Origin of the sequence: Desulfovibrio piger (assembly GCF_951793255.1) — a bacterium.
GTDB lineage: Bacteria > Desulfobacterota > Desulfovibrionia > Desulfovibrionales > Desulfovibrionaceae > Desulfovibrio.
The window spans coordinates 858,202-883,808 of the sequence record NZ_OX636706.1 but is presented as its reverse complement, the minus strand read 5'-3'; the positions used below and the strand labels follow the sequence as shown (position 1 = coordinate 883,808).

Genomic DNA, 25,607 nt, shown 5'->3' with positions numbered 1-25,607 from the left:
GCGGGACGAGACCGCCGCGTCGCCATCTGGAAAGGGGCCTCACCGGGAGGCCCCTTTTTCTTTGTGGGGCCCTCCCCTCTTTGCCAAAGTATTTTTCTGTATTCCATCAGGTGGAACGTCCGCAGGGCACTCTCGATCCTGCCGCCGGGGCGCGTTTCTTGCCTGCCCTTCCAACACATATGCCAACACGGGCAAGGGACAGCTCCGGCGGCCCTGCGGCTGCCCGGCCTGACAGCCGCGACGGCGGGAGCTCCCTTGCGAGACGGGGAACTCCCGCCTATGTTTTTTAGAGTGGGAGGGAGCGTAGCCTCTTCCTCCAAACATCCTTCCAGACCATCAGGCATGAAAAAAGGACGGCCCTCGCGGGCCGTCCTTGTCGTCTTCGTTACCGTACGGCAGCCTTACAGGCTGGCAGCCACCTTGCGCAGCAGGCGGGCCAGCTGGTTGGTGAAGCCGGATTCGTTGTCGTACCAGATGATGAGCTTGGCCATGGTGCCGTCCATGACCTGGGTGGACAGGGCGTCCACGACGCCGCCGTGGGTGCTGCCCTTGAAGTCGATGGAGACCAGGGGCTCGTCGCAGTAGCCCATATTGTCGTGCAGGGCGCCGTCATGGGCGGCCTTGAGGGCGGCATTGATCTCTTCTGCGGTGGCGGGCTTTTCCAGCTCGCAGGTCAGGTCCACCAGGGAGATGTCGGGGGTGGGCACGCGCACGGCCATGCCGTCCAGCTTGCCCTTGAGGGCGGGCACCACCAGGGCCAGGGCCTTGGCCGCGCCGGTGGAGGTGGGGATCATGGACACGCAGGCGGCACGGGCACGGCGCAGGTCCTTGTGGGAACCGTCCAGGATGCGCTGGCTCATGGTGTAGGAGTGGATGGTGGTCATCAGGCCGTGGCGGATGCCGAAGGCATCGTTGAGGACCTTGGCCACGGGAGCCAGACAGTTGGTGGTACAGGAGGCAGCGGAAAGCACGGTATGGGCGGCGGCATCGTAGATGTCGTCATTGACGCCCATGACGATGGTGGCGTCGGCTTCCTTGCAGGGGGCCGAGACCACGACCTTCTTGGCGCCGCACTGCAGGTGCTGGGCGGCGTCCTCGCGCTTTTTCAGGGTACCGGTGGTCTCCACGGCGATGTCGATGCCAAGGCGGGCCCATTCCCATTCGCCGGTCTTGCAACGGGTGACTTCGATATGACGGCCGTTGATGATGATGCCGTTGTCGTCATGATCGACGGTGCCGGGGAAAATACCGTACACCGAGTCGTATTTGAAAAGGTGGGCCAGCGAAGCATTGTCGGCGCGGGCGTTGATGGTGGTGATGCGGATGTCTTCCGAGTCAGCCAGCAGACGCAGCAGATAACGACCGATGCGGCCAAAGCCGTTCATCCCCAAAGATACGGACATGTTGCGCTCCTTCACGCGAGAGAGATGGAAAACGCCGCCTCCCCGGTGGAGGCGGCGTGAGATACTGGTTTAGGCCTTGCCGGAAGATCCCATGACGTTGCGGATCTTGTGGGCGACCATATCCTTGACGGCCTGTCGCGCGGGTTTCAGGTACGCGCGGGGGTCGAAGGCTTCGGGATGTTCCACCAGATACTGGCGGATGGAGGCGGTCACGGCCAGACGGATGTCGGTATCCACATTGATCTTGCACACGCCCATGCCGGCAGCCTTGCGCAGCATGTCTTCCGGCACGCCGCGGGCGCCGCCCACCTGGCCGCCGAACTTGTTGCAGGCTTCCACGAATTCCTGGGGCACGCTGGAGGCGCCGTGCAGCACCAGCGGATAGCCGGGCAGGCGCTTGCCGATCTCTTCCAGGCGTTCGAAGTCCAGCTTGGCTTCGCCCTTGAACTTGTAGGCACCGTGGCTGGTGCCGATGGCCACGGCCAGGGAGTCGCAGCCCGTGCGTTCCACGAAGTCCACGGCCTGGTCGGGGTCGGTGTACACATGGTCGGCATTGCTCACATGCTCTTCCACACCGGCCAGCTTGCCCAGTTCGGCTTCCACCCAGATGCCGCGCGGGTGGGCGTATTCCACCACCTGCTTGGTCAGGGCGATGTTTTCTTCATAGGGCAGGTGCGAGCCGTCGATCATCACGGAGGTGAAACCGCCGTCGATACAGTCGCGGCACAGTTCGAAGCTGGAGCCGTGGTCCAGATGCACCACCACGGGCACGGAAGGATCCTCGGCCAGGGCGGCTTCCACCAGCTTCATGAGGTATTTCTGCCCGGCATAGCTGCGCGCGCCCGAAGAGACCTGAAGGATCACGGGGGATTTTTCCTCCGAGGCGGCCTGCATGATGCCCTGCACGATTTCCATGTTGTTGACGTTGAACGCGCCCACAGCATACCGGCCCGCATAGGCGGCGGCGAACATTTCCTTAGGCCCGATAAGCGGCATGGATTCCTCCTGCACCAAGTGCGATACGACACACTGCGCGCACCATGCGCGAGTGTGGGATAAAATGGGAAGGCGGACAGAAAAAGCCTGTCCGGCCGGCCTGTCTGATGTAGCGGCGGCCGCCGTCTGATCCGGCAGGGATGCATGCCGGAAGGTCTGTTGTGGGGCAGCCGCAACGAAGCGATTCATTATATAAAAAAAAGCCCCAAAGGGGAATGACTTTGGGGCGGTCGTGGAAAAATTCATAAAATCGGCACCCGCAGGGGCCGTATGCTGTCTAGATAGTGTCGTCAAATTATGTTTGCCCACAAAGATATACATCTGATTTGAACGGCAGCAAGAAAAGATGCACATCTTTTGGCATATCGTGTGGCAATTCCCCGCCAGCGCTTGAGATGGAGAAAAGCATTCTCGACAAGATGCCTGACTTTGTAGAGCTCTCTGTCATAGTTGCGTGATATTTTACGACTTCTCTTTGGCGGGATGACAACCTGGAAACCGGATTCACCTGCTTTGCGGAGAATACTCTCCGTATCGTAGCCTCTATCAGCCAAAAGTGCCACGGCACTCAACCCGTCAATCAACGCACAGGCCTCTTTGCAATCAGCTCGGGTACCTTCTGTAACAATAACTCTGACCGGCATACCATGCGCATCCACGGCCAGATGTATTTTTGAGTTGAGCCCCCTTTTGTGCGGCTCATGGCCTCATTACCTCCCGCAGCGCCCGCCGCATGGGGATGTACTTTGCAATGACTGGCATCAATGATGAGCCATTCAAAATCAGGTTCGACAATGAGAGCTTCGAGTATTTTCTCCCAAACTCCCCGATCTCGCCATCGGCAGAAGCGGCGATGTGTATTTTTCCAGTCGCCAAGATCGGGGGGTAAATCCCGCCACGGAGCCCCGGTTCTCAGTATCCAGAAGACGGCGTTGATAAACAATCGGTTATCGGCGGAAGGACGACCGACAGAGCCTTTGGAACCGGGAAGAAGTTTTTCAATATTTGCCCATACCTTGTCGGAAATATCATGCCTCCGATGTGCCGCCATATGGTCTCTCCTCATTGTAAGTGAAGAGATTATAACATACTTTTGAATTTGACGACACTATCTAGGAAAGCAGCATGTCCTCCAGACTGCGCAGGCTTTCGTGGTCCGTGAACTCGAAACGCAGGGGCGTCACGGTGATATAGCCGCGATTGAGCAGGTCCTTGTCCGAACCGGCGTTGATGGTGTGCGGCGGGATCTCGCCTTCCAGCCACCAGTAGGGCTCGCCGCGCGGGTCCTTGCGTTCGGCGTAGGCGTTCTTCCACACGGCGCTGGTCTGCGGGCAGATGCGCAGGCCCTTGGCCTCGGACAGCGGGCCGCGGGGATAGTTGACGTTGATGACGCGGCGGTGGGCCACCTTTTTCCAGTCGATGCGCGTGGCCAGCTCCACGGCGTGGCGGGCGATGGCATCCATGTCCGGGTGGCCGCCGCCGGCATCGCAGGAGAGCGCCATGCTGGGCAGGTCTTCATGGGCGGCTTCGGTGGCGGCGCCCACGGTACCGGAATAGAGGATGTCCGGGCCCACGTTGCTGCCCGCATTGATGCCCGAGATGACCATGTCGGGCCGCTTTTTCAGCAGGTTGCCCAGGGCCAGCTTCACGCAGTCCGTGGGGGTGCCGTACAGGCCCAGACCTTCGAAGTCGGGTTCCTCGATCTTGTGGGCACGCAGGGGATCGAAAAAGGTCAGGGAATGGCCCACGCCGGACTGCTCATGCATGGGGGCCACCACATGCACGGTATGCCCGGCTTCGCGCAGGGCCCGGTACATGGCACGCAGGCCCTCGGCCCGGATGCCGTCGTCGTTGGTCAGGAGGACACGCATTTGACAATACCTCTGAAACAAGGGAATCTTTATGGATAAACAGGCCCCCGCGGGCCTGCGGGGATACCCCGGGACCTCAGAACATACAAGACAGGCGGCCTTTGGCCGCAGAGTCAGGATATATGCAAAAAGGCATTTTCGTCAAAGACATGGCGGCCCCCAACGAAGCGGAAGGCGTCTTCGTCATCACCCTGGCCGCACAGGGCAGCTCGCGCAACGGGCCGTACTGGCGGCTCGTGCTGGCCGACGCCAGCGGCAGCGTGGAGGCCAAGATCTGGTCGCCCCTGAGCGCCTCTTTCCCCGCCCTGCATACGGGCAGCTTCTTCTATGCCCACGGCCGGGTGAGCACCTTCCGCGACCAGCTCCAGTTCACGGTGGAGGAAGGCCGCCTGCTTTCGCCGGAAGAAGGCGCGGCCCTTGACCTGGCCGACTTCATGCCCGCCAGCCCCTACCCGCTGGATGCCATGATGGACGAGCTCATGGGGCTGATCCGCGAGGAGTTCCGCTACAAGCCCTGGCGCAAGCTGGTGGACGGAGTGTTCAAAAATGAAGAGCTGCGCGAGGCCTTCCGCACCTGCCCGGCGGCCAAGGGCGTGCACCATGCCTATGCGGGCGGCCTGCTGGAGCATACCCTGAGCGTTTTCAAGCTCTGTCGCCGTCTGGCCGACCAGTATCCCGAGCTGGACCGCCAGACCCTGCTGGCCGGGGCCCTGTTCCACGACTTCGGCAAGATCCGCGAATTTTCCGGCGGCATCGCCAACGATTATACCGACGAGGGCCGCCTGCTGGGGCATCTGGAGATCTGCGTGGAGATGCTGGCTCCCTATCTGGAAAAATCGGGCCTGGAGCCCGAGTTGCAGCGCCATCTCAAGCATCTGGTCCTGAGCCACCACGGTACGCTGGAATTCGGGGCCGTGCGCGTGCCGCAGACCGCCGAGGCCCTCGTGCTGCATTATGCGGACAACATCGACGCCAAGATGGCCCAGTGCCGGGGCCTGTTCGCCCAGCTGGGCGAAGGCGAGAGCTGGACGCCCTATCAGGCCACCCTGGGCCGGGCCATGCACCGCTGCGCGCAGACGCCGGTGGAAGAAAAAGTCGAAAAGAAGCCCCGCGCCTCCCGGAAGTCTTCCGGGGAGGACGGGATGCTCTCCCTGCTGTGAGGCTGCCATGTTCATCACATTCGAAGGCATAGAAGGTTCGGGCAAAACCACGGCCCGGCAGCTGCTGGCCCTGGAACTGGAAAAGCGCGGCCACGACGTGCTGCTGACGCGCGAACCGGGCGGCTGCGGTCTGGGGCGCGCCCTGCGTCCCATCCTGCTGGACGCCCGCAATTCCGGCCTGTGCAACCGGGCCGAGCTCTATCTCTTCCTAGCCGACCGGGCCCAGCATGTGGCCGAGATCATCCGTCCGGCGGTGGAAGCCGGACAGATCGTCATCTGCGACCGCTATACCGACTCCACCCTGGCCTATCAGGGCTACGGCCGCGGCCGTGATCCCGACCGTCTGCGCCGGGCCAACGATCTGGCCACCGGCGGCCTGCAACCGGATCTGACCCTGCTCTGCGACCTGCCCGTGTCCGTGGGGCTGGAGCGCGCGGGCCTGCGCAACCGGCGCGAGGGCACGGTGCTCTCCGAAGGCCGTTTCGACAGCGAGAGCCTCAATTTCCACGAGCGCGTGCGCCAGGGCTATCTGACCATCGCGGCGGAAGAGCCCGACCGCATCGCCATCATCGACGCATCGCAACAGCCCGAGGACGTGGTGCTGCAATGCCTCTCCGCCGTGGAGCGGCATCTGAAGCAGCGCGGCAGCGGGCTGGAATAAGACGTAAGGATATTGCCATGAGCGAACTGTATACCGTCACCGCCGAGGAAGGCCGCCTGCGCTTCCTGCCCCGTACCGATGCCGCCCTGGAACAGGTCGTGCTGGACGAGAGCCCCCTGCCCGGCTGCGAATTCGTTTCCCGCCTGGGCGATCCCGGGCTGCTGCATTGCGTGGTCTTCCGTCATGAGCAGAAGCCCGGCGGCGTCTTCGTGGTGGAAGACGACAACGGCCTGCTCTTCGCGGCCGTGGCCGAGACCAACCTTGCCTATGCCATGGCTCTGGGCCGCCTGGGCAAGATGATCTCCTATGCGCGCTACAGCGTCGACATCTTTGCCGAAAACATGCTGGACGACGATGACTGATCCCCTGAGAGCCCGTAACCGGCTGGGCGTGGTCTTCTTCCCCGCCTTCGACTGGGCCATCTCCGCCACCCATCCCGAGCGTGAGGAGCGTCTGCTCTACACCCGCGACCAGCTGGCGGAAGAAGGCCTGTTCGACATCCCCGGCATCACCGAGTACCGCCCGGAGCTCGCCACCAACGCCCAGGTGGAGCGCGTGCACTTCTGTCTGCCCTCCACCGGCGCCGTGGTCACCGATTCGCACCGGGCCTCGGCGGGCGGGGCCATCACGGCCGCCCGTCTGGTCATGGAGAAGAAGGAAGACAAGGCCTTTGCCCTGGTGCGTCCTCCGGGACACCACGCCATGCGCGTGACCCACGGCAACCGCGGTTTCTGCAACATCAACAACGAAGCCGTGATGGTGGAGTACATCCGCGACCACTATCCGCATCCCACGGGGCGGCCCCTGCGTATCGCCATCGTGGATACGGACGTGCACCACGGCGACGGCAGCCAGGACATCTTCTGGAACGACCCGAACACCCTGTTCATCTCCCTGCATCAGGACGGCCGCACCCTCTATCCGGGCACGGGCTTTCCGCAGGAATGCGGCGGGCCGGGCGCGCTGGGCCGCACCATCAACATCCCCCTGCCGCCCGAGACCTCGGACGAGGGCTACCTTTACGCCATCGAGCACGCCGTGCTGCCCATGCTGGCGGACTTCAAGCCTGATCTGGTCATCAACTCCGCCGGGCAGGACAACCACTTCACGGACCCGCTGGCCAACATGAAGCTCTCGGCCCAGGGCTATGCGGCCCTCAACCGCGCCCTTAACCCGGACATCGCCGTGCTGGAAGGCGGCTACGCCATCCGCGGCGCCCTGCCCTATGTGAACCTGGGCATCTGTCTGGCGCTGGCCGGCCTGGACGCGGGCGACATCCGCGAGCCCCAGTGGCGGCCCGAGAGCACCCGCCAGAAACAGAAGATCAGCGACTACATCGCCCGCCTTTGCGACGGCCTGCTGGAGCTGTACCACAACCCGCCGTCCGTGCCGCAGGAAGGCGAGGAAGAGAACGGCTGGTGGACGCGGCGCAAGCATATCTTTTATGATACGGACATGCTGCGCGAGAGCCAGCGCGAAAGCTGGCGCCTGTGCCCGGACTGCTCCGGCCTGGGCTGCTTCGAGACCAGCTCCGAGCGCGTGGCCCGCTCCCTGTGCCTGCTCATCCCCCGCCACGCCTGCCCCCGCTGCCGCGCCGAGGCCGAGGCCCGCGCCGCGGCGGCCCGCAAGGCCGGCCTCCACGCCCATGTGCTGGTGCTGGACGGCGACGCCGCGCTGAAATAGGCCGTTGGAACAAAGCTCGTCACCGGATACTGGCCGGTGAAGATATCGAGGGGGCGGGGGGAACTTTTCCTGGCGGAAAAAAGTTCCCCCCGCCCCCTCAAACTCCCCCACCCCCTTCAAAAACCGCTTATAAGGGACATCTTGGGATGAGATTCTGAGATGGATGTAAAAAAGGACGCCTTCGGGCGTCCTTTTTTCATCTATCACCAGAGCGCCAAGGCCACACCGGCCACCGCCAGATAGCGGCCCAGTTTGGCCAGCACCACCAGAAGCAGGAAGGAGGGCAGGGGTTCGCGCAAGGTACCGGCCACCAGGGTCAGGGGATCGCCGATGACGGGCATCCAGCTGCACAGCAGGGTCCAGCGGCCGTAACGGTGGTACCAGCCCTCGGCCTTGCGCAGGGACTCCGGCGAGAAGGGGAACCAGCGGCGATCCTGAAAGCGGGTGAGATAACGGCCCAGCCACCAGTTGACGGCCGAGCCCGCGCTGTTGCCCAGGGTGGCCACGGTGATGAGGGCCCAGGCCGGTTCCCCGCTCTGCACCATCAGGGTGCCCAGCAGCAGCTCCGACTGCGCGGGCAGCAGGGTGGCCGCCACCAGCGCGGTGAGGAACAGGCCGCCGTACAGGGCCAGCAAGGTCAGCATCCACGGGCCTCCTGCGGGCCACCAGAAGAAGAGGGCCTGCGCCACCTGTCTGGAAGGCAGGAACACGGGGACAAAAACATCAAGACCGCATCTTAGACTTTGGCGGCCACATACATGCCGTAGCTGTAGAACTGGCCATATTTTTGGTACAGGGCCATCTCTTTTTCCTCGGCTGCCACGATGGCCGCAGCTTGGGGGCTATGCCCGTGACGGTCAAGGAAGGCGGGGAAGCGTTCCCGCAAAGGGCCGTAATAATGCTCCTGCCAGCAGCAGGGGGGCAGGAGAAAGTAGCCTTCCGGCCTGTAGCCGTGACGCTCCAGTACGGCCAGCTTGGCGGAGGCGGTATCTATCTCCGGGTACTGTGCTGTCCAGTAATCCGTGATGGTTTGCGGTCGTGCGGCGGTCGTCCATGTGATCTCGGAAAGCACCATCTTGCCGCCGGGCTTGAGGAAGCGTTTCCAGGCGGCTATTCCGGCCTCAAAGCCCATATTGTAGACAGCCCCTTCCGACCAGATGACATCAAAGGATGCATCCGTGAAGGGAAGGGCGTCCATGGATGCTTCCAGCGTTATGATCCGCCTCAGCCCTTGGGCCTGCGCACGCTGCCGCAGGACGTCCAGGAAGGAAGGCAGAAAGTCCACGGCCGTGATCCGGGCATCCAGTATCCGGGCCAGCTCCAGGCTGGCGGCGCCTGTGCCGCAGCCGATATCCGCAATTTCCAGCGGGCGTGAACCGTCAAGTCCTGCCAGCACCATGGCCCGGCGAGTGACGTCCGGGCTGCCCGGGCCCTGACGCAGTCCTGCTTTGTGCAGATCTGCCAGCAAGGTCAGCTCATCCATCAGTATCCTCTTTATCCCGGAACGCGCGCATCAGCGGCACTCTGGCTATCTTTTTTTCTTGATGAGACGCGACGGGGAAAGGGGGGAAGCCCGAAAAGGCCCGTTGTCCCCCTCCCCCGAAGAGCTCCCAACACTATACCGGCCTAGCGGCCGTCGTATTCCCAGATGACCTGACCGGTCTTTTCCACACCGTAGCCGCCCAGGGCGGCCACTTCCTTGCGGAAGGCCTCGGAGCGGATGACATCCAGCAGGGCGAGGATGCGTTCGTCCTCGGCATAGCGCTGCGGGATGACCAGGTCGTACTCCTCCACGCCCACGGGCACGAAGTCCAGGCCCAGGGCGCAGGCGGCGGCGCGCACGGCCAGACCGGTATGGGCGCGGCCGGAAAGCACGGCGGCGGCCACGTTCATATGCGTGTATTCCTCGTCCTCATACCCGGCCAGCTGCTGCGGGCGGATGCCCAGCTGCTTCAGGCGGTAGTCCAGCAGCACGCGGGTGCCGCTGCCGCGCTGGCGGTTGATGAAGCGCACGTCCTCGCGCGCAAGGTCGGTGATGTCATGGATGCCCAGCGGGTTGCCGGGAGCCACGATGAGGCCCTGTTCGCGGTCCACCAGGCGCACCAGCAGCATGGGTTCGCCCTGGAGGTTGTCGCGCAGGGCCTGACGGTTGTAGACGCCGTCGGCGTCATTGAGCAGATGGCTGCCCGCCAGATGGCACTGGTGGCGCTTGAGGGCCATGAGGCCGCCCAGCGAGCCCACATGGGCCGAGGCCAGACGGAAGCGCGGATGTTCGCGACGCAGGAAGCTGTCGATGAGGTCCAGGGTGTTGTCGTGGCTGCCGATGGCCAGCAGGGTGCCTTCCACCTGCTGGCGGGGGCGCAGCAGCTGCACCTGCACGGGCTCGTCACGGCTGATGCCTTCGCAGTCGCGGGCCACGCTGATGATGCCGTCGGCCCGGCTCAGGCTGGTGACGGTGCCCGCGCCGCGCGGCAGGGGCACGGCAAAGAAGGTGTCGTCCACCCGGCCCAGTTTGACGCGGATGCGTTCTTCCATGCCGGGGCGGGAGGGCAGCGGATTGACGGGCAGGGCCGTGACCGTTTCGCGGTGGGCCAGGCAGCGCTTCTGGAGCAGGGCCAGCAGGGGCTGGACGAACTCTTCCAGGGCCACGATGGCCGAGACGGGATAGCCCGGCGAGCCGATGATGGGCACGCCGCGCACCATGCCGAGGGCCGTGGGCTTGCCGGGCATGACGGCCACACCGTGGGTCAGCAGCTCGCCCTTGTGGGCGATGACGTCGGCGGAATAGTCGTGGCTGCCCGCCGAGGAGCCGGCGTTGAGCAGCACCAGATCCGCGCCCTGGTCGATGGCCGCGTCGATGGCCGCGCTGATGGCCTCGGGATCGTCAGGCACGATGGGCAGGGTGAAGGCCTCGCCTCCGGCCTCCTGCACGATGGCCGAAAAGATGTAGGAGTTGAACTCCGGCAGGCAGCGGCCCGCGCACAGGTCTTCTTCGCGGGCCTCGGTGAGGGGCACGATCTCGGTGCCGCTGGGGATGATGCCCACGCGGGGCTTTTTGAACACCAGCGGTTCCAGCACGCCGCCCGCGGCCAGCGCCCCCAGCTCGTAGGGGCCGATGCAGACGCCGGGCGGCAGGATGATCTCGGACGCCACCATGTCCTCGCCCAGCTTGCGCACATGCTGCCAGGGGAAGGCGGCCTTTTCGATGACCACATGCTGTCCGTCGGGCTCGGTGTTGACGTTCTCCACCATGACCACGGCATTGGTGCCTGCGGGCAGGGGATGGCCGGTATTGATCCAGAACGCGTCGGTGCCGATGGTCAGGCGCAGGGGCCGCCGGGTGGAAGCGGTGAAGGTGGATTCGGCGTTGACGGCGATGCCGTCCATGGCCGCGCCGTGGAAGGCCGGGGAAGAGCGGCGCGCGGCCACGGGCTCGGCCAGCACGCGGTGCAGGGCCGCCGACAGGGGCACGCGCTCCGTGGCCAGCTCGCGGCCCTCGGCGCTGATGCGGTCCAGCCAGCCCTGGCGGGCGGCCTCCACGGTCTGCAAAGTCAGATAGGTATGACGTTCGCGTTTCATAAATATCTCCCAATATCTCGAATGGAGGCCGGAAGGGCTTCCCGCCGCATGACCGGAAGGTATTACATCCTCTCCGGTGTCGGCATGACATCTTTTCCCGTTCCTGCCTTGGAACGGGGCCGTCATTTCAAAAACGACAGGCGGTCAGTCCCTTTTATAAAGCGCATTGGGGGGAAGATGGGGGCACGGGGGAAGGAACCCCCTTTTTGCGCTAGTAAAAGGGGGTTCCTTCCCCCGAAAAGATCTGGATCTACGCCAGCAGCTCCACGCGCACGCGTTCCCCGGCGGTGAGGCCTTCGCGGTTCTCGGCGCAGATGACGAGGCCGTCGGCCTCCACCAGGCCGGAGACCACGCCGGAAGGCTTCATGAGCGGCTGGGCCAGCCAGTCCACATCGGAGCAGTCCAGGCCCTGGGGCAGCCAGGCGGCCTCGAGGGCCGCGGCGCCGGCGGGCACCAGTTTGACGCGGATGTAGTCGCGGCGGCCCTGGGCCGAAGCCACGGCGCGGGTCAGGCGGGCGGTGAGGGAGGGGACGAGCTCGTCCCCGGCGCTGCCCTGCAGGTGTTCCAGCAAGGGCACGAGGAAGGCGCGGGCGCAGACCAGGGCGCTGCTCACATGGCCGGGCAGGCCCATGAGGCATTTGCCGCCGCTGCGGGCCAGGATGAAAGGCTTGCCGGGGCTGATGGCCACGCCGTGGGTCAGTAGCTCGCTGCCGGGCACGGAGGTGAAGACGTCCACGGTATGGTCGCGCATACCGGCGGAGGAACCGCCGGAGACCACCACCACATCGGCCTCTTCCAGCGCGGCCAGCACCGTGCGGCGCAGGGCCTCGGCGTCGTCGCGCACCAGACCGGCCAGCGTCGGCTCGGCACCGGCACTGCGGCAAAGGGCGGCAAGGCTGTAGGAATTGACGTCCCGCACCTGGCCGGGGCGGGGCTCGCTCCCGATGGGCACCACCTCGTCACCGGTGGAGATGATGGCCACCCGGGGCGCACGGCGTACGGCCACATCCTTCTGTCCGAAGGAGGCCAGCAGACCGATCTCCTGCGGGCGCAGCTTGCGGCCCGCGGGGATGATGCAGTCACCGGCGGCGGCGTCCTCGTCACGCATGACCACGTGGTCACCGGGGGCCTGGGTGCGGGTGAGCTCCACCATGTTGCCGCTGGCCGGGCGGGAATATTCCACCATGACCACGCAATCCGCGCCCTCGGGCAGCATGCCGCCCGTAAGGATGCGCGCGCACTGGCCGGGCTGGAGGCTGATGTCCGGCACGGCGCCCATGGGGCAGTCGCCCACGCATTCCAGCAGGGCGGGGGAACCTTCCTGCGCGCCGAAGACATCACGGGCGCGCACGGCGAATCCGTCCACGGTGGAACGGTCGAAACCGGGCAGGTCGGCAGGGGCGTGCAGGGCTTCCGCCAGGCGGCGGCCCAGGGCATCCGTCAGGGGGACGGTCTCCGCGGGCAGGACGGGCAGGGCGCGCAGATGCCCCAGCACGGTCTCCACGGATTGCAGGGTCAAAAAGTTCTTCATGGCTTCTCCTTGTGCACCGGCGTGACGGGCCGGACGGCAGAAAAGCATACCGCAATGCCTGCCGGGTGCAAAGCCTTTGCTTCCTGCGGCACAGTGGAGAGAAAAGGGCGGCTGCGGGCCGTGCGGCCATCCCTGTGGGGAGAAGGAACGATGCAGGGGCATCGCCACGGGCGGCAGGAGGCGGCATCCCGGGAGCGGCGGGGGAAAGCGGCCTGACGCAAGACACCGGGAACGCGGAGGCGAAGACTCCCTGAAGGGAGACCCGGCTGTGGCCGTATGGCGCTCTCCCCGTCATCCCTGCGGGGCGCTGGCTACAGTGTTTCCGTCTCCATGGCCGACCGGTACAGGCACAAGCGGGCGCACAGGCCGCCTTCCGGCCGGTTGTGCAGGCTCAGTTCCCCGCCGTTGCGGCAGGCCATGCTGCGGGCGATGCTCAGACCCAGGCCGCTGCCGCCGGTGTGGGGGCTGCGTGCCTCGTCCAGGCGGAAGAAGGGCTCGAAGACCTGTTCCAGCATGTCGGGGGGGATGCCCGGGCCGTCGTCCAGCATGTCGATCTGCAGGATATCGTCTTTTTCCCGGAGCTGGATGCGGACACTGCCGGAATAGCGCAGGGCGTTGTCCAGCAGATTGGAGAGGCAGCGGCGGAAGCTGTTGGGGCGCACCGTCCAAGGGCGGGCACAACTGCCTTCGAGGCTGACGTCCTGTCCCATGTCCTGCCGGTCGGAGACCAGGCTGTCCAGCAGGGCGTTCATGTCCATGCGCACGGCGGCCTCGTCGCGGGCGCTGCCGCGGGTGAGCTCGGCGCTGTTGGCCATGATGCCGCCCAGGATGTCGATGTCTCCCAGCAGCTTGGCCCGCAGGGGGGAGGCGGGGTCCATGCTCTCCACGCGCAGGCGGATGCGGGTCAGGGGGGTGCGCAGGTCGTGGGCCACGGCGGCCAGGATGCGTTCGTGCTGGCCCACACCGGCGCGGATGCGCTCCTGCATCTTGTTGAAGGCCCGGGCGGCCTCGCGCACTTCGGTGGGCCCGTCTTCGGGCAGGGGGGCTGTGTAGAGGTTGCGGCCGAAACTCTCGGCCTTGCCGGAGAGCACCCGCAAGGGCCGCACCACGCGATGCACCACCACCAGGATGAGCAGGATCAGCAGGCCCGCTTCCAGCAGGAGCATGGCCAGGGAGGCCTGGCTGGGGGAGAAATCATAGGCATCGCTGCTGATGACCACGCACAGCCACTTGCCGTCGTCCAGGCGCACGCTCACCCGGCTTTCGTACACATGCGTCCAGGGCACATGGCGGCGCAGGGTGGGGTTCATGCTGTCGGCCACATGCACGCGCTGGACCTCGGTCAGCATCTCGCGGGTGTCCAGATCGGTCTCGATGCTGTTCAGGTTCTTGCGCAGGCGGTCACGCAGATACAGGGCGCGTTCGTCCCTGGCCTGCCGGGCCGGATTGGGGGCATCGCTCAGGCTCAGGTGGACCACGTCCAGGCGTTCCAGCCGCTCCAGCAGGGAGCGCTTGTACTCGAAGGGTTCGGAGTGCAGGAGCTGGAGGGAGAGGGCCAGGCTGTTGGCCTGTTCCAGCAGGGCGGAGCGGGCCGCCTGCCGTTCTTCCACCAGCTGGACCGTGAAGGTGGCCACGCCGTGCAGGAAAAGGATGCCGCCGATGAGCATGCCCGCCAGCTGTGCGGAAAGCGTGGTTGAGGTCAGGCTGCGCAGCAGACGGGCAAGGAAGGCGCGCATGCTACTTTCCGGGCATGATGGGGGCATCCACGGGCAGGGCCGGGCGCACGAACTGCGGGCGCACGTCCGTGGCCAGCACGTAGCCGTCGCCGCGGACGGTCTTGATGAGCTGGGGCTCGCGGCCGTTGTCGCGCAGGCGGGTGCGCAAGCGGCTGATCTGCACGTCGATGCTGCGGTCATAGGGCACGGCGTTGCGGCCCTGGGTGCGTTCCAGCAGCTCGTCACGGCTGAGCACCCGCTGGGGGTTTTGCAAAAAGATCTCCAGCAGGCGGTATTCCGTGCCGCTCAGGGAGACCACCACCCCGTCGGGCGCCACCAGATGGCGGGCGCTGCGGTCCAGCAGCCAGCCTGCGAACTGCAGGGGCGTGGTCTCGGGCTGGTCGCGGCGGGCGCTGCCTTCGGTGCGGCGCAGCACGGTACGGATGCGGGCCAGCAGCTCGCGGGGCTCGAAAGGCTTGCTCAGGTAGTCATCGGCGCCCAGCTCCAGGCCCACGATGCGGTCGGTGATGTCGCCCAGCGCGGTGAGGAAGATGACGGGCACCGTGGATTCGGCGCGCAGGGTACGGAAAAGCTCCAGCCCGTTCATGCCGGGAAGCATGATGTCCATGACGATCAGGCTGCAGGGCACGCGGCGCTGAATCTCGAGGAACTCCGCCGCGTTCCCCGCCGTGCAGGTGGAAAAGCCGTTGCGACGCAGATAGTCGGAAAGCAAGGAGCGGATTTCCTCGTCGTCATCGACGATACAGATGGTATGGATCGTGTTCATGGTCCGCACTCTGGGGCTGAAGGGCAGGGTATTATGACAAAGTATGTCATACTTTTACTGTCATTTTGCAGTTCTGTATCAAAAACGACAGTAAAGATACGAACTTATCCATAATACCTGTACTCGCGCCAGGAGGCAACCGCCGGGGAGGGAGCAGGGGGCGTCAGCGGTCTGCCGGCAGGGGCAGCCCCGCCTCCAGACGCAGCAGGAAACGCTTGATGTCCAGACCGCCGCTGTAGCCGCCCAGGCCGCCACCGGCGGCGATGACCCTGTGGCAGGGAATGACGATCATCAGCGGGTTGCGGCCGTTGGCCTGGCCCACGGCACGGCAGGCACGCGGGCTGCCCACGGCCGCGGCCAGTTCGGCGTAGGAGCAGGTCCGTCCGTAGGGGATGTCCTGCAGGGCCCGCCAGACGCGCAGCTGGAAGGGCGTCCCCTGCGGGGCCAGCGGCAGGTCGAAGCGGCGCAGGCGGCCTGCGAAATAGGCCGCCAGCTGTTCCCGGGCCTCGTGCAGCAGGGGGCTCGCCACGGGCTGTCCCGGCAGGGAAATGGTCTCGGTCGGGCAGTGGGCCGGGGAGGGGCATGTCCTGTCCAGGGCCACCAGATGCCCGTCCTTTTCCGTGAGCCAGAGCGGCCCCACGGGGCTTGCAAGACCGGCGACCGGCATCACGCACGCTCCCCGGCGGCGTCGTCCCGCAGGCGCAGGGAGGCCAGCGCCCCCAGGGCCGCCACGGGCACCAGGCAGGCCATGGCCGTGCCCAGCCCGCCGAAATTGTCCGCGATCCAGCCCAGCAGGGGCATGGCCATGCCGCCCAGGGTCATGGGCAGGCCCAGGGTCACGCCCGAGGCGAAGCCCATGTTGCGGGCCAGCAGCTTCTGGCCCAGCACCACCATGGAGCTGAAGGGCGCGAACAGGCCCACGGCCAGCGGGGCCAGCAGCAGGGCCGCCAGCCACATGCTGTCCACCCAGGCGAAGGCCAGGGCTGCGGGCAGGGCCAGCCACCACGAAAGGCGGATGATGCGGGCATAGCCGATCCTGTCGGCCAGGAAGCCGCCCAGCACATTGCTGCTGACGCCGCAGACGCAGAAGAAGGCCAGCATCATGGCGCCGAATTCCTTGCTCTGGCCGAAGACGTCATGCCAGTACATGGGGATGTAGGTATTGAAGCCCAGGAAAAGGATGGAGCGCGAGGCGATGACCAGGGTCAGCACGCCGAAGGCATGCCAGTCGTTGCGCGGTTCGGCCTGTCCTGCGGCGGCATTGCTCTGGGGGATCTGGCGCTGCCAGCCGCGCATCTGGAAAAAGAGGAACGAGGCCGTGCACAGGGCCAGCAGCAGGAACACGGCCGTGCCGTGCAGGCCCGCCACGAAGGTGGCCCCGGCCACCAGCAGCGGCCCCACCACGAAGCCGCTGTTGCCGCCCACGGAAAAGATGCTCATGCCCGCGCCCTTGCGGTTGCCGGAGACGAGGTTGGCATAGCGGGCCCCTTCGGGATGGAACAGGGCGCCGCCCACGCCGCAGAGCATGAGGGTGAGGAAGATGGCCCAGTAACTGTCCAGAAAACCCACCAGGCCCAGGCTGCCGCCCGCCAGCAGCACGGCCAGCGGCACGAACCAGGAACGGGCGTGTTTGTCGGCCAGATAGCCGAATACGGGCTGCACCAGGGAAGAGGTGGCCGAATAGGCGAACATCAGGGCGCCCGCGGCCTGATAGTTGAAGCCGTGGGCCGCGGCCAGATAGGGCATCAGCGAGGGCAGCGCGCCGCCGTTGAGGTCGCAGCTGAGGTGCCCCAGGGAAATGAGCAGTATTTTGCGAAGGTCCATGCCTGTCTCCTGCGGAAAGCTTGAGGCATGGGCATAGCGGGCAGGGCAGGCGGCGTCAAGGGAGGCGGGCACGAAAAAGGGCCGCCCGAAGGCGGCCCGGAAAGACAGGTAGGACACGATGCCTAGCGGCGCGGGGGCTGCTTGGCTTCCATGCTGTAGCGGTAGATCTCGTGGACTTCCTCGGTGTAGCCGGGGTAGAAGCCCTTGCCCATGCCCAGCACGATGCGGGCGCCGCGGTTCATGTGCACCAGCAGGTCGCCGGTGGAGGGATCCACGCACAGACCTTCGATCTCGCCCTGCTTGATGGCTTCGTCGAAGACCTTTTCCATGTACACATGGGCGTTGCTGTCCGAGGTGATGTCGATGCGGTACAGGTGGTCGGACTCGTTGTCGTCGGCGGTGCCGTCGTCAGCGGTCATGAACAGGGAGCCGTTGTAGTAGAACACGCCCTGCACCCACTGCGGCACGGGCTGCAGATGCACCTTGCGCAGGTAGTTGCCCTTGAGGTCGTATTCATACAGATGACGGCCGCTTTCTTCGCCCACCCAGGAGCACATCCACACGGTCTTCTTGACCGGGTCCACGGTGATGCCGGAGACTTCTTCCTGGCCGGACTTGGGCTCGAACTTGAACGTGCGCTTGAATTTCAGGGTGTTGGCGTCATGGATGGCGATCTGGATGTCCTTGCCCACGCCGTCCATGAAGTTTTCGGCGCCCACATAGATCTCGCCGTTGTAGACGTCGATGTCACCGATGTGGTTGGAGGGGATGGAGTAGCCTTCGAAGGGATTTTTGTTCTCGGCCACCAGTTTGCCGTTCATGTCGTACTTGTACAGGGCCTTGCTGCAGCTCACATAGATGAACTTGCCGTCGCAGGCCACGCCCTGGCGACCGGCCACGGGCATGACGCTTTTCAGGGTGTAGGTGTACTTGGCACCGGGAAGGGGCTTGGCCTGGGCGGCGGGCAGGGCCACGCACAGGGCGCAGAGCATTGCCAGGGAAGCGAACAATCCTTTCATCTCATCTTCCTCCTTCTTTGGACCGGGTCATTGACGGTCCTTTTTCCCCTAGTAGCGCGCTAAGAGAAAAAGGGCAACGGGGGAAGACGGGCTCCGTGAAAATGTCACAGAATGACACAATGGCGTCATGTGGCGGGGGGGAGAAAAACGGCGGGAGCCGAAAACGAAAAAAGGGTCTGCGTTTCCGCAAACCCTGATTTCCTTTTTGGTGGAGCTGAGGAGAATTGAACTCCTGACCTCTTGAATGCCATTCAAGCGCTCTCCCAACTGAGCTACAGCCCCTCGGCAGAAATACATACTGCCCAAAAAGACCCTGGCTGTCAACGAAAAAATCAAAAAAAGTGATTTTTCTTTTTTATCTTTTTATATCAATAAATTACATAAGAAGCGCACAGCGTTTGCCCCGACAACAGGGGTAAACGGGCCGCCATGGGCCGTCAGCGGACTATACTAGTTCCGTGGGCAGACCGGCCCGCAAACAGGCCTGTGCCCAGGCGGCCTGGCCCAGAGAGATGCCGCCGTCACCGGGCGGCACTTCCTGCTGGCACAGGGGGGTGAGGCCGTGCGCCGCGAGCAGCAGCGGCAGTAGGCGGGCCAGCAGGGCGTTCTGCATGACGCCGCCGGAAAGGCCCACCACGCGCACGCCCGTGGCCCCGGCGGCCCTGACGGCCAGGGCCGTGAATCCCTGCGCCAGCTGCCAGTGGAAACGGGCGGCCAGATCTTCCACGGGCAGGCGGTCGCGCCGGGCCAGCACGGCGGCGAACAGGGCCGTGCCGTCCAGTTGCCAAAGGCCGTCCTCTTCCGTCAGGGGCAGGGCGGGCAGCAGCTCGTGTTCCGGCTGCGGGGCCCGCAGCTCTTCCGCCCCCATGCGCCACCATTGTCCCGGCAGGGCGCTGCGGGCGGCGGCGTCTTCCAGACGGATGGCGGCCTGTCCTTCATAGGTGATATGCGTACACAGGCCCAGCGCGGCGGATACGGCATCGAACAGGCGCCCGGCGCTGGATGTGGGCGGGCAGTTGAGGCCCCGGCGCCACATCTCGCTGACCGCCGTGACGGCCATGGCCTGCGGCGCACGGCGGACATCGTCCCCGTCGTCAGCGCAGTCCGCCCAGATCCCGGTCAGGGCTTCGGGGGCCAGACCGCTCTGCAGGGCCAGGCCCAGGGCGATGCGCCAGGGCTCGCGGATGGCGGCCTCTCCGCCGGGCAGACGGAAGGGCGCCAGACGGCCCAGACGCTGCCAGCGGGGCGCATCCAGTTCCATGAACAGCAGCTCTCCGCCCCAGATGCTCTTGTCCGTGCCCAGGCCGGTGCCGTCCAGCGTCAGGGCCAGGGCCGGGCCGGTGTGGCCGTGCTCAGTGAGCACGGAGGCCGCGTGCGCGGCATGGTGCTGCAGATGCCAGAGGGGCAGGCCCTCGCGCCGGGCCAGTTCCGTGGCATGGCGGGTGGAGAGGAAATCCGGGTGCAGGTCGCAGACCACGGCGGCGGGCCGCACCTCCAGCAGATCCTGCAGGTGGCGGGCCACTTCCTCATAAAAACCGAAGGTGGGGGCGTTCTCCAGGTCGCCCACATGCTGGCTGACGAAGGCCTCGTTGCCGCGCGTCAGGCAGAGCGTGGCCTTGAGCTCGCCGCCCGCGCCCAGCACGCAGGGCAGATCCGTGCCCCAGGCTTCGGGCAGCATCACCGGGCGGGGCACATAGCCGCGTGCCCGGCGGTAGAAAAAGGGCGCCGCGGCGGGTTTTTCCCCGTCGGCGGGCAGGGGACGCACACCGGCCACGCTGTCGTCCACGCGCACCAGGATGTCACGGTCGTGCAGCAGCCAGGCATCGGCCAGATGCGCCAGACGGCGCAGGGCCTCGCGGTTGCCCAGGCAGATGGGCTCGCCGCTGGCATTGGCCGAGGTCATGACCAGCACGGGCGCGGGCTCTCCGGCCGTAGCGGTCAGGCGGACAAGCTCGTCGAAAAGGACGGCATGCAGGGGCGTGTAAGGCAGCATGAGGCCGATGCCGGCGGTATCCGGCGCGATGGCGGGGGGCAGGCAGCCCTTGCGGGCCGGGCAGAGCACGATGGGCTTTTCCGGGCAGAGCAGCAAGGCCTCGTGTTCCGGGGCAAGGTCGCACAGCTCCCGTGCCGTGGCCAGATCCGGCACCATCAGGGCCAGCGGCTTGTGCGGGCGCCGCTTGCGCAGGCGCAGCAGGGCCACGCTGCGGGCGGAGCGGGCGTCACAGGCCAGCTGGAAGCCCCCCAGGCCCTTGAGGGCCAACAGATGGCCGTCCCGCAGCAGGGCGGCCGCCCGTGCCACGGCATCCCGCATGGACGCTTCCGACGGCAGGGTCTCCGGGCCGGGCCAGTTTGCCGGGGCGCTGTCCGGGGGCAGGGTGCCGCCGGGCGGGAGCAGCGGGTTGTCCACCAGCCACAGGCGCGGCCCGCATTGCGGGCAGGCCACGGGCTGGGCATGGAAACGGCGGTCCAGAGGGTCGCGGTATTCGGCCTCGCAGCGGGGGCAGAAGGGGAAGCAGGCCATGCTGGTGGTGGCGCGGTCGTAGGGGATGGACCGGGTGATGGTGTAGCGCGGCCCGCAGTTGGTGCAATTGGTGAAGGCATAGCCGAAGCGCGGATCGCCGGGCGTGTGCATGTCGCGCAGGCAGTCCTCGCAGATGCCCACATCGGGGCTGACCAGCACGCTGTGGCCGGCATGGCCGTGGCTGGCCACGATGACGAATTCCGTCTCGCCGTCCACGGGGGGCAGCTCCGTGATCTCCAGCCGGGTGAGCCGGGCCAAGGGCGGCAGCTCCCGGCGCAGACGCACGGCAAAGGCATCCACCTGTTCCGGGGGGCCCTGCACCTCGATGCGCACCCCGTCCGAAGTGTTGCCCACGCTGCCGGAAAGGCCGCCTTCCACGGCCAGCCTGTAGATGAAGGGGCGGAAGCCCACGCCCTGGACCTGTCCTGCGGCCAGCAAGGCCGTACGTTTGTGCTGTATCATGGGACGAGCCTAGCGTTTTTTCGACGTTTGCGCTACGCACGGACTGCCGCCTTGCGGGGCCATAAGACTTTATGATATTTTTCAGAACACTTTTTACCCTTGGTTTTTCTGCACAGGCTGCAACAGGAGACAGACATGGCCGGAAAAAGCAGTGTCGGAAAGCGCATCCGCACGTTCCGCGAGGAAAGGAACGTGGATCTTGAGACCCTCTCACAGAATACGGGACTGACCGTCAATTTTCTGGAACGCATGGAAAATGACGAGATATATCCCACCATCGGCCCCCTGCAGAAGGTGGCCCGCTCGCTGGGCGTCCGTCTGGGCACCTTCCTGGATGACCAGTTCACCCGCGATCCCATCATTTCCCGCATAGACCAGCTGGGCAGCGTGGACCCCGCCATGCACACCGGCCGCACCCCCCGTTCCAGCTACATCTATCAGGCGCTGGGCAAGGGCAAGAGCGACCGCAACATGGAGCCTTTTTTCATCGAGATCTATCCCGACAAGGACGAAGAGCGGAAGACCATCTCGCACCAGGGCGAGGAATTCATCCTGGTACTCAAGGGCGAGCTGATGGTGGTCTACGGCCGCGAGACCTATTACCTGAAGGCCGGCGAGACCATCTATTACAACTCCATCGTGCCCCATTACGTGGGCGCGCACGGCGACGACCCGGCCCAGCTGCTGGCTGTGACCTACACGCCGTAGCCTTCCGTCGTTCCCCGGCCCTTTTGCGTACACAGCCCGCGCTCCCGCGCGGTATATGAGGATGATCCATGGACGAGAAAGTGCGCCAGCGCCAGGCGCTGTTCGAACTGCGTGAAAAGACCCTTGGCCAGATCCTGGACGAGACGGTGGCCCGCATCCCCGACAAGGAAGCCATCGTCTATGCCGACCGCAACTACCGCCAGACCTGGCGCGAGTTTGCCGATACCGTCGATCTGTTCGCCAAAGGACTCATGGCGCTAGGCGTGCAGAAAGGGGAAAAGGTGGCCGTCTGGGCCAGCAACGTGCCCTACTGGGTGACCTTGCAGTTCGCCACGGCCAAGATCGGGGCCATCCTGATCACGGTCAACACCAACTATCGCGAACACGAGCTCGAATACCTGCTCAACCAGTCGGAGTGCGAGAACATCTTCATCATGGACAGCCTGCGCGACCATGATTACATCGACACGCTCTACACTCTGGCCCCCGAGCTGCGCTACCAGAGCCGCGACCGGCTCAGCTTCGCGCGCCTGCCGCATCTGCGGCGCGTCTGTTTCCTGGGCGCGGAGAAGCATCGCGGCATGTATTCCGTGCCCGAGATCCTGTCCATGTCCGTCATGACCGATGATGCCGAGTACCAGGCCCGGCAGGACAGCCTGGACCCCTGGGACGCCATCAACATGCAGTATACCTCCGGCACCACGGGCTTCCCCAAGGGCGTCATGCTGACCCATGTGGGCGTGGGCCTCAACGGCTACTGGATCGGCCGCAACCAGCGCTTCACCGACGAGGACCGCGTCTGCCTGCCCGTGCCGCTCTTCCACTGCTTCGGCTGCGTGCTGGGGGTCTCGGCCTGCGTCAACCACGGGGCCTGCATGGTCATCCTCGAAGCCTACAACCCCCTGCATGTGCTGGCCGCCGTGGACAGCGAGCGCTGCACGGCCCTGTACGGCGTGCCCACCATGTTCCTGGCCGAACTGGAGCACAAGATGTTCAAGCGCTTCGACGTCTCCAGCCTGCGCACGGGCATCATGGCCGGTTCCGTCTGCCCCGAGCCGCTCATGCGGCGCGTGGTGGAAGACATGTACATGAAGGACATCACCATCTGTTACGGCCTGACCGAGGGCTCGCCGGTGATGACCCAGTCCGACCCCGACGACCCCCTGCACCTGCGCTGCGAGACCGTGGGCTGCGCCATGCCCGGCATCGAGGTGCGCATCGGCGACCCCGAGACCTGCGAGGAACTGCCGCGCGGCGAAGTGGGCGAGATCCTGTGCCGCGGCTACAACGTCATGAAGGGCTACTACAACATGCCCGAAGAGACGGCCCGCACCATCAGCCCTGACGGCTGGCTGCATTCCGGCGACCTGGGCACCATGGACGAGGACGGCTACGTGCGCGTCACCGGCCGCATCAAGGACATGATCATCCGCGGCGGCGAGAACGTCTACCCGCGCGAGATCGAGGAATTCCTCATGGGCATGCCCGGCGTGCTGGACATCCAGGTGGTGGCCGTGCCCAGCCGCAAATATGGCGAGGAAGTGGGCGCCTTCATCATCGCCCGGCCCGACGTGCCCGTGGCGCCCGAAGACGTGCGCGCCTTCTGCCGCGGCAAGATCGCCTGGTACAAGATCCCGCGCTACATCGCCGTGGTGGACGGCTTCCCCCTGACCGCCAGCGGCAAGATCCAGAAATTCAAGCTGCGCGAGATGGCCGCCGAGCGCTGGCCCGAAGCCATGGCCGAGCCGGACTCCAAGACCGCCAAATAGCGCACATCTGTCTGCCATGAAAAAAGCCCCTTTCCCGTCGGGAAAGGGGCTTTTGACGTTTTGCGGAGGAGCCGGAGGCTACTTGCGGCTCAGGCCCAGGCGGGCCACCACGGCATCGGCGCCCATGCGGGCGAAGGTGGCCACGTCCTTTCCTTCGCGGGCGCTTTCGGGCAGCAGCAGTTCGGGCTTGTTGGAAAGCTCGGCCTGGGGCTTGACGCCGTAGGCTTCGGGGAAGCTGTCGTTGAAGTACATGTCCTGGAAGCCGGAGAACTTGAGGGCGTGGGCCGTGGCATCCAGCACGGCGTGTTCGTCATCGTCCACCAGGCCCAGCGCACGGGCGTTGACCAGACCGGCCAGGCATTCGCCGCCCTGGGTGCAGGCGATGTGGCCGTGACGGTTGGCCACGATCATGGCGTCCATGATCTGCTGTTCGGTCACCTGCACCACCTGGAAGGCCTTTTCGCCGCCCTTTTCGATGAACTTCTCGGCCAGGCGCTGCACGCGCGGGAAGGAGACCGGGTTGCCGATCATGGCGGCCTGGGCCACGCTGGGGGTGACGGTCACGGGCTGCCACACGCGGGCGTCCTTGGGCGCGGCATAGTAGCGGTACACGGGGTCGGCGTGTTCGCTCTGCACGCCGAAGACGCGCGGCAGGCTGGTGATGATGCCCAGTTCCAGCATCTTGAGGAAGCCGGACATGACGGCCGTGATGTTGCCCGCGTTGCCGATGGGCACGAAGATGCACAGGCCGGACACGTCCCAGCCGTACCACTGGGCCACTTCATAGGCGTAGGATTCCTGGCCCAGGATGCGCCAGCTGTTCTTGGAGTTGAGCAGGGCCACGCGGTAATTCTCGGCCAGATGCTCCACCACCTTCATGCAGTCGTCGAACACGCCGGGCAGTTCCAGCACCGTGGCGCCGCTGCCCAGGGGCTGGGAGAGCTGCTGCGGGGTCACCTTGCCGTGGGGCAGCAGCACCACGCTCTTGAGGGGCGCGCCCACATAGGAGGCGTACAGGGCCGCGGCGGCGGAGGTATCACCGGTGGAGGCGCAGACGGTCAGCACCTCGTCCCACTGGTGGCGGCGACAGAGCCATTTCAGATAGCTGAACGCACAGGCCATGCCGCGGTCCTTGAAGGAGGCGCTGGGGTTCTGGCCGTCGTTCTTGTAGGCAAAGGGCACGCCCACACGGTCGCGCAGGGCCGGAGCGGCTTCCACGATGGGGGTCAGCCCTTCGCCCAGGTAGACGATGTCTTCCTCGTCCAGCAGGGGCGCCAGCAGTTCATAATAACGGAAGATGCCGCGCAGGGCCGTGCTGCGGGTGGAGGCACGGCGGTCGAAGATCTCGCGCCATTCCGCGCCGCTGCGCTGTTTCAGTTCGTCGAATTTGGTGTTTTCCAGCAGGAACACGCCGCCGCAGGACGGGCAGGTGTAGAGCAGGCTGTCACCGGGGTAACGCTGGCCGCAGTGCAGGCACACATATTCCATCTGACCGCGATAGGCGGGAAAATCACTCTGGCACACGGGATAATCTCCTTGCAGGGACAGGATGAGGAAAGGAGTTTTTTACCATCCTCTCCCGTGACTTGTCGAGAGGGCAGGCAGGGACGGGGGAGGAGCAGGCGGCGTTTTTCCGGGGGAGGGGAGGCCCTTTTGCCCATGCGAAAAGGGCCTCCCCTCCCCCGGGCCCCCACCCCTCCCCAAATGCATTTTATCCGGGTGGATGGCGGCCGGCGTGGCATGATGGCCGTGCCCCGTTGCCGGTCCCCCGGCAGGAAGGGCAAAAGAGTCTGAGTGGTATGAAAAATGAAAACGGAGGGGCTCCTCCCGCTTGGCGGGTCAGCCGGGCATTCATCGGAGCGCTTTTTATGGGAAGGAAATTTCCTTTCCAATAAAGCGCGCTGGGGAAGGGGAGTTT

Annotated in this window: 21 protein-coding genes and 1 tRNA gene; 6 read left to right on the top strand and 16 right to left on the bottom strand. The window is 65.4% G+C overall.

What is annotated here, in order from left to right:
* Window positions 1-401: 401 nt before the first annotated feature.
* The 4 genes from gap to surE all read right to left on the bottom strand — a co-directional run bounded on the left by gap (window position 402) and on the right by surE (window position 4,270).
* A complete protein-coding gene (gene gap, locus Q4I12_RS04165) occupies window positions 402-1,403 on the bottom strand; it encodes a type I glyceraldehyde-3-phosphate dehydrogenase (protein WP_302260696.1) in 1,002 nt (333 codons plus the stop codon).
* A gap of 69 nt (window positions 1,404-1,472) precedes the next feature.
* The gene (gene fba, locus Q4I12_RS04160) at window positions 1,473-2,399 is read right to left on the bottom strand and encodes a class II fructose-1,6-bisphosphate aldolase (RefSeq protein ID WP_168936061.1); all 927 of its coding nucleotides are present in this window, start codon (window positions 2,397-2,399) and stop codon (window positions 1,473-1,475) included.
* Between the two features lie 290 nt (window positions 2,400-2,689).
* Window positions 2,690-3,450 (bottom strand): IS5 family transposase gene (locus Q4I12_RS04155; protein ID WP_302260694.1). Its coding sequence is split into 2 segments (ribosomal slippage): window positions 2,690-3,093 and window positions 3,093-3,450, totalling 762 coding nucleotides; the frame shifts between segments, so codons are not numbered across the junction.
* Between the two features lie 61 nt (window positions 3,451-3,511).
* A complete protein-coding gene (gene surE / locus Q4I12_RS04150) occupies window positions 3,512-4,270 on the bottom strand; it encodes a 5'/3'-nucleotidase SurE (RefSeq protein ID WP_168936060.1) in 759 nt (252 codons plus the stop codon).
* Between the two features lie 122 nt (window positions 4,271-4,392).
* On the opposite strand from surE, the gene Q4I12_RS04145 reads away from it, so the two are divergent.
* From Q4I12_RS04145 to Q4I12_RS04130, 4 genes are read left to right on the top strand one after another with little or no spacing between them, the layout of a single operon-like run.
* Entirely contained in the window at window positions 4,393-5,430 is a 1,038-nt protein-coding gene (locus tag Q4I12_RS04145) for a 3'-5' exoribonuclease YhaM family protein (protein ID WP_297139683.1), read from the top strand.
* Window positions 5,431-5,437: 7 nt separating this feature from the next.
* Entirely contained in the window at window positions 5,438-6,091 is a 654-nt protein-coding gene (gene tmk, locus Q4I12_RS04140) for a dTMP kinase (RefSeq protein WP_302260691.1), read from the top strand.
* Window positions 6,092-6,108: 17 nt separating this feature from the next.
* On the top strand, window positions 6,109-6,453 hold the full coding sequence (locus tag Q4I12_RS04135) for a hypothetical protein (RefSeq protein WP_302260690.1): 345 nt from the start codon (window positions 6,109-6,111) through the stop codon (window positions 6,451-6,453).
* Complete coding sequence (locus tag Q4I12_RS04130; protein ID WP_302260688.1) at window positions 6,446-7,774, top strand: histone deacetylase family protein; 1,329 nt, start codon at window positions 6,446-6,448, stop codon at window positions 7,772-7,774. The genes Q4I12_RS04135 and Q4I12_RS04130 overlap by 8 nt, the downstream gene beginning before the upstream one ends.
* 203 nt (window positions 7,775-7,977) lie before the next feature.
* Here Q4I12_RS04130 and Q4I12_RS04125 read toward each other — a convergent pair whose 3' ends face one another.
* From Q4I12_RS04125 to hypF, 11 genes are all read right to left on the bottom strand, one after another.
* Complete coding sequence (locus tag Q4I12_RS04125) at window positions 7,978-8,418, bottom strand: YqaA family protein (RefSeq protein ID WP_302260687.1); 441 nt, start codon at window positions 8,416-8,418, stop codon at window positions 7,978-7,980.
* Between the two features lie 92 nt (window positions 8,419-8,510).
* A complete protein-coding gene (locus Q4I12_RS04120; RefSeq protein ID WP_302260686.1) occupies window positions 8,511-9,257 on the bottom strand; it encodes a class I SAM-dependent methyltransferase in 747 nt (248 codons plus the stop codon).
* Between the two features lie 143 nt (window positions 9,258-9,400).
* A complete protein-coding gene (locus tag Q4I12_RS04115) occupies window positions 9,401-11,353 on the bottom strand; it encodes a molybdopterin biosynthesis protein (RefSeq protein ID WP_302260685.1) in 1,953 nt (650 codons plus the stop codon).
* A gap of 250 nt (window positions 11,354-11,603) precedes the next feature.
* Window positions 11,604-12,884, bottom strand: coding sequence for a molybdopterin molybdotransferase MoeA (locus tag Q4I12_RS04110; RefSeq protein WP_302260684.1), 1,281 nt, complete (start codon window positions 12,882-12,884; stop codon window positions 11,604-11,606).
* Between the two features lie 311 nt (window positions 12,885-13,195).
* Window positions 13,196-14,620, bottom strand: coding sequence for an ATP-binding protein (locus Q4I12_RS04105; RefSeq protein WP_302260682.1), 1,425 nt, complete (start codon window positions 14,618-14,620; stop codon window positions 13,196-13,198).
* Between the two features lies 1 nt (window position 14,621).
* Complete coding sequence (locus tag Q4I12_RS04100; protein WP_204625775.1) at window positions 14,622-15,386, bottom strand: response regulator transcription factor; 765 nt, start codon at window positions 15,384-15,386, stop codon at window positions 14,622-14,624.
* A 163-nt stretch (window positions 15,387-15,549) separates the two neighbouring features.
* The gene (locus Q4I12_RS04095) at window positions 15,550-16,053 is read right to left on the bottom strand and encodes a methylated-DNA--[protein]-cysteine S-methyltransferase (RefSeq protein ID WP_302262089.1); all 504 of its coding nucleotides are present in this window, start codon (window positions 16,051-16,053) and stop codon (window positions 15,550-15,552) included.
* Complete coding sequence (locus Q4I12_RS04090) at window positions 16,053-17,210, bottom strand: MFS transporter (RefSeq protein ID WP_168936051.1); 1,158 nt, start codon at window positions 17,208-17,210, stop codon at window positions 16,053-16,055. The genes Q4I12_RS04095 and Q4I12_RS04090 overlap by 1 nt, the downstream gene beginning before the upstream one ends.
* A 122-nt stretch (window positions 17,211-17,332) precedes the next feature.
* Complete coding sequence (locus tag Q4I12_RS04085; RefSeq protein WP_302260679.1) at window positions 17,333-18,229, bottom strand: hypothetical protein; 897 nt, start codon at window positions 18,227-18,229, stop codon at window positions 17,333-17,335.
* Between the two features lie 206 nt (window positions 18,230-18,435).
* A tRNA-Ala gene (locus tag Q4I12_RS04080) sits at window positions 18,436-18,511 on the bottom strand.
* A 163-nt stretch (window positions 18,512-18,674) separates the two neighbouring features.
* Window positions 18,675-21,212, bottom strand: a complete 2,538-nt coding sequence (hypF, locus tag Q4I12_RS04075) for a carbamoyltransferase HypF (protein ID WP_302260678.1) — start codon at window positions 21,210-21,212, stop codon at window positions 18,675-18,677.
* 135 nt (window positions 21,213-21,347) lie between these two features.
* Here hypF and Q4I12_RS04070 point away from each other — a divergent pair, with 135 nt between their 5' ends.
* Together Q4I12_RS04070 and Q4I12_RS04065 are read left to right on the top strand one after the other, a co-directional pair.
* Window positions 21,348-21,920, top strand: coding sequence for a cupin domain-containing protein (locus Q4I12_RS04070; protein ID WP_204626583.1), 573 nt, complete (start codon window positions 21,348-21,350; stop codon window positions 21,918-21,920).
* Window positions 21,921-21,988: 68 nt separating this feature from the next.
* Window positions 21,989-23,689, top strand: coding sequence for an AMP-binding protein (locus Q4I12_RS04065; RefSeq protein ID WP_168935021.1), 1,701 nt, complete (start codon window positions 21,989-21,991; stop codon window positions 23,687-23,689).
* Between the two features lie 78 nt (window positions 23,690-23,767).
* Here the strand turns inward: Q4I12_RS04065 and thrC are convergent, their stop codons facing one another.
* The gene (gene thrC / locus Q4I12_RS04060; RefSeq protein ID WP_302262088.1) at window positions 23,768-25,177 is read right to left on the bottom strand and encodes a threonine synthase; all 1,410 of its coding nucleotides are present in this window, start codon (window positions 25,175-25,177) and stop codon (window positions 23,768-23,770) included.
* Window positions 25,178-25,607: the final 430 nt, after the last annotated feature.